A 3139-nucleotide genomic window follows, 5' to 3' on the forward strand; every position below is an offset into this window, starting at 1 on the left:
ATCCTGCGACGGCTCATGGCGGCGACCGGGCCGGACGCGACCTGGGCGACGATCCCGCGTGACCTGCCCGCGGCCGAACGCGTCCAGCGCACCGAAGCCGCGCTCGCCGAAGGCGCCGGCCACATCTGGGGCGCGTTGTTCCCCGTCGACACCGCGGCCCACCGGCGCGGCGGCGTCGATCTGCTTGTCCACACCGGACAGGGCTACGTGCCGGTTCTCGTGGTGCGCCACCGCATCACCGACCGCGGCGCCGGCGCGCAGACGACGCCGGTGACCGATCTCGATCCCGCGCACCGGACGGCGGACGAGCAGCGCAAGGTGCGCTCGCAGCCGCGCGATCAGCTGAAGCTCGCCCATCTGCACCGGATGCTCCAGTCGCTGGGACACGCCGACTCGCGGGCGGTCGGCGGGGTGATCGGCCTCGACGCGGACGTCGTCGTCTGGCACGACCTCACCGCGGGCACCTGGCCGGGCGGGCGCAGCGCGCTCGCCGAGTACCAGAGCCGCTTCGCCGACCGGGTCGCCGTGGCGACCGCCGCCGCGAACGGCGACGAGCCGCTGGCGAGCCCGTCCCGGATCCTCGAATGCCGCCGCTGCCCGTGGTGGTCCACCTGCGAGGTGGTGCTCACCGAGACCAGGGACGTGAGTCTCGTGGTGCGCGGCGAGGACGCGATGGAGCTGCGCCGGTCCGGGGTGTCCACAGTGGACAAGCTGGCCGCGCTGGATCCCGCCGACGAGCCGCCGCCGATGAACTGGACGGGCGGCTCCTTCGCCGACGCGATCATGCTCGCCCGCGCCTGGCTCGCCGATCTCACGATGGTGCGCCGGGTCGACGTCGTCGAGGTGCCGCGCGCGGACGTCGAGGTCGACGTCGACATGGAGAGCTTCGGCGATTCCGGCGCGTACCTGTGGGGTTCGCTGCTCACCGGCGCCGACATCGGACTGCCGCGGGGATATCAGGCGTTCGCGACCTGGGATCCGTTGCCGACCCCGGACGAGGCCCGCTCGTTCGCCGAGTTCTGGGCGTGGTTGAGCGATGTCCGCGAGCGTACGGCGGCGGCCGGGCTGACCTTCCGCGCCTACTGCTACAACGCGCTCGCCGAGAACCGCTGGCTGTTCGGCTCGGTGGAGCGCTTCGGCGACCACCCCGGCATCCCGTCCCGCAAGAACATCGAGTCCTTTGTGGACTCCGAGGAGTGGGTGGATCTCTTCCGCAGCGTCACCGATCAGTTCCTGTGCTCGCACGGCAAGGGGCTGAAGGTGATCGCGCCGGTCGCCGGGTTCGCGTGGCGGGATCCGGAGGCGGGTGGCGAGGCGTCGATGCGCTGGTACCGCGACGCCGTCGGGATGGACGGTGGCGTGCCGGACGACGTCCAGCGCGAGCGGCTGCTGCAGTACAACGAGGACGACGTCCGCGCTACCTACGCGCTGCGCGAGTGGATGAGCACCCGCGCGCAGACCGAGGTCCCGTTCGCGCTCGACCTCTGATCTCTTAGTTTTTGAGATACTTGACGATGCTGAGATGTCTCTGGATACTCGTAGACGAGTACTCGTTCACGAGCTGAGGATCAAGTGATGGCGAAGCGGCGCAAGGTCGGCAATCTGCTGGGCCTCGCCGTGCTGTCGGCACTGGTCGAGCGGCCGATGCACCCCTACGAAATCGCCTCCCTGCTGCGGGAACGCAACAAGGAGCGCGACATGAACATCAAGTGGGGCTCGCTGTACACCGTGGTCGGCAACCTGGAGAAGCACGGTTTCATCGCGGCGGTGGAGAGCGTGCGCGAAGGCGGCCGCCCGGAGCGGACGGTCTACCGGCTGACCCCGGCGGGGCGCGCCGAGTACGAGGACTGGGTCCGTGAGCTGCTTTCGACGCCCGAACGGGAGCAACCGCGGTTCGAGGCGGGGCTGTCGGTGATGGCGGTACTCGGCCCGGACGAGGTCGTCGCGTTGCTGGGCCGCCGGGCCGAGCTGCTGGAAGCGGAGATCACCGAGCAGCGGGAGATGCTGGCACAGGTGAGCGCGGACGTCCCCCGGCTGCTGCTGGCCGAGGCCGAATACGACCTGGCCATGCGCACGGCCGAGCTGAACTGGGTCCGCTCGTTCGTGGCGGAACTGACTTCCGGGGCGATGCCGGGTGTCGGCGCGTGGCGGCGCTGGCATGCGACCGGCGAGATTCCGGACGACATGACCGAACTGGCGGAAAGGGGGAGCACACAGGCTTGAAGGGGGCGACCCCGGCGGGTGCTGGCACACCACGCCGGGGTCTGGAACCTCGAACCGAACCCGCGCACGGATCCCGGCCACGAGGTGGCGACGTCAGGATAACCGGGAGCATGAGCGTGGGCCGGTTCGGACGATCACACGAACCGAAACCGGAGAAACCCATGAAGAATCAGGAAATCACCCGCGAACGCCGCAAGCTCGTCCCCGAGATGGGCGGCCCGCTGGCGCGGATGTACGCGCGGCAACGCGGTACCGAGCCGCAGCTCGCGGCGTGGCGCAAGCAGGCGGCGGAGATGACCGCGGGCCTGCCGGGCGGCGCCGACATCCTCGAAGTGGCTTTCGGGCCCGGCTATTTCGCCGTCGAACTGGCGCGGCTCGGCTTTTCGGTCACCGGGCTGGACGTCGCGCCCACGTTCGTCGAGCTGGCGAACGAGCACGCCGCGAAGGAACGGCTGCGCGTCGACTTCCGGCAGGGCGACGTCGCGGCGATGCCGTTGGAGGACGAGTCGTTCGACTTCGTCGTCTGTCAGGCGGCGTTCAAGAACTTCACGCGCCCGGTCGACGCGCTCGACGAAATGCATCGCGTGCTGCGGCCGGGTGGGATCGCCGTCGTCCAGGACCTGAACCACGAAGCCGCGGCCGCCGACGTCGATCGCGAGGTCGTGGGCATGGACGTCGGCCGGGTCGCGGGATTCGCCATCCGGCACACGCTGGGCGGCATGCTGCGCCGCCGGGCCTACTCGCCGGAGCGATTCCGCCTGATGGTCGCCCGAAGCGCGTTCGAGACCTGCGAAATCACCACGCCCGGTATCGGCATCGAGGTCACCCTGCGCAAGTGAGCTGAAGGGGGAGTTTAAAGGCAGTACAACGAGGAAAATGCCCAGCAGGCACAAGTAAAAGAACGAAAAAACCATAA

General features: G+C 69.4%; 3 protein-coding genes. All 3 read left to right on the forward strand.

The window, feature by feature from the left end; translation table 11 throughout:
- A partial coding sequence (locus tag ACFWX1_RS45915; RefSeq protein WP_378396241.1) for a TM0106 family RecB-like putative nuclease occupies positions 1-1488 on the forward strand: 1488 nt, incomplete at its 5' end.
- Positions 1489-1575: 87 nt separating this feature from the next.
- Positions 1576-2223 carry a helix-turn-helix transcriptional regulator gene (locus ACFWX1_RS45920; protein ID WP_378396242.1) on the forward strand — a complete coding sequence of 216 codons (648 nt, stop codon included), beginning with the start codon at positions 1576-1578 and terminating at the stop codon, positions 2221-2223.
- Positions 2224-2384: 161 nt separating this feature from the next.
- Positions 2385-3062 carry a class I SAM-dependent methyltransferase gene (locus ACFWX1_RS45925; RefSeq protein ID WP_378396243.1) on the forward strand — a complete coding sequence of 226 codons (678 nt, stop codon included), beginning with the start codon at positions 2385-2387 and terminating at the stop codon, positions 3060-3062.
- Positions 3063-3139 lie beyond the last annotated feature (77 nt).

This window comes from Amycolatopsis sp. NPDC059021, from assembly GCF_042739895.1.
Classification (GTDB): Bacteria; Actinomycetota; Actinomycetes; order Mycobacteriales; family Pseudonocardiaceae; genus Amycolatopsis.

Bases quoted from the DNA above. Each gene is read 5' to 3' on its own strand.
- ACFWX1_RS45925 (WP_378396243.1), top strand. From the start codon at position 2,385: ATGAAGAATCAGGAAATCACCCGCGAACGCCGCAAGCTCGTCCCCGAG.
- ACFWX1_RS45920 (WP_378396242.1), top strand. From the start codon at position 1,576: ATGGCGAAGCGGCGCAAGGTCGGCAATCTGCTGGGCCTCGCCGTGCTG.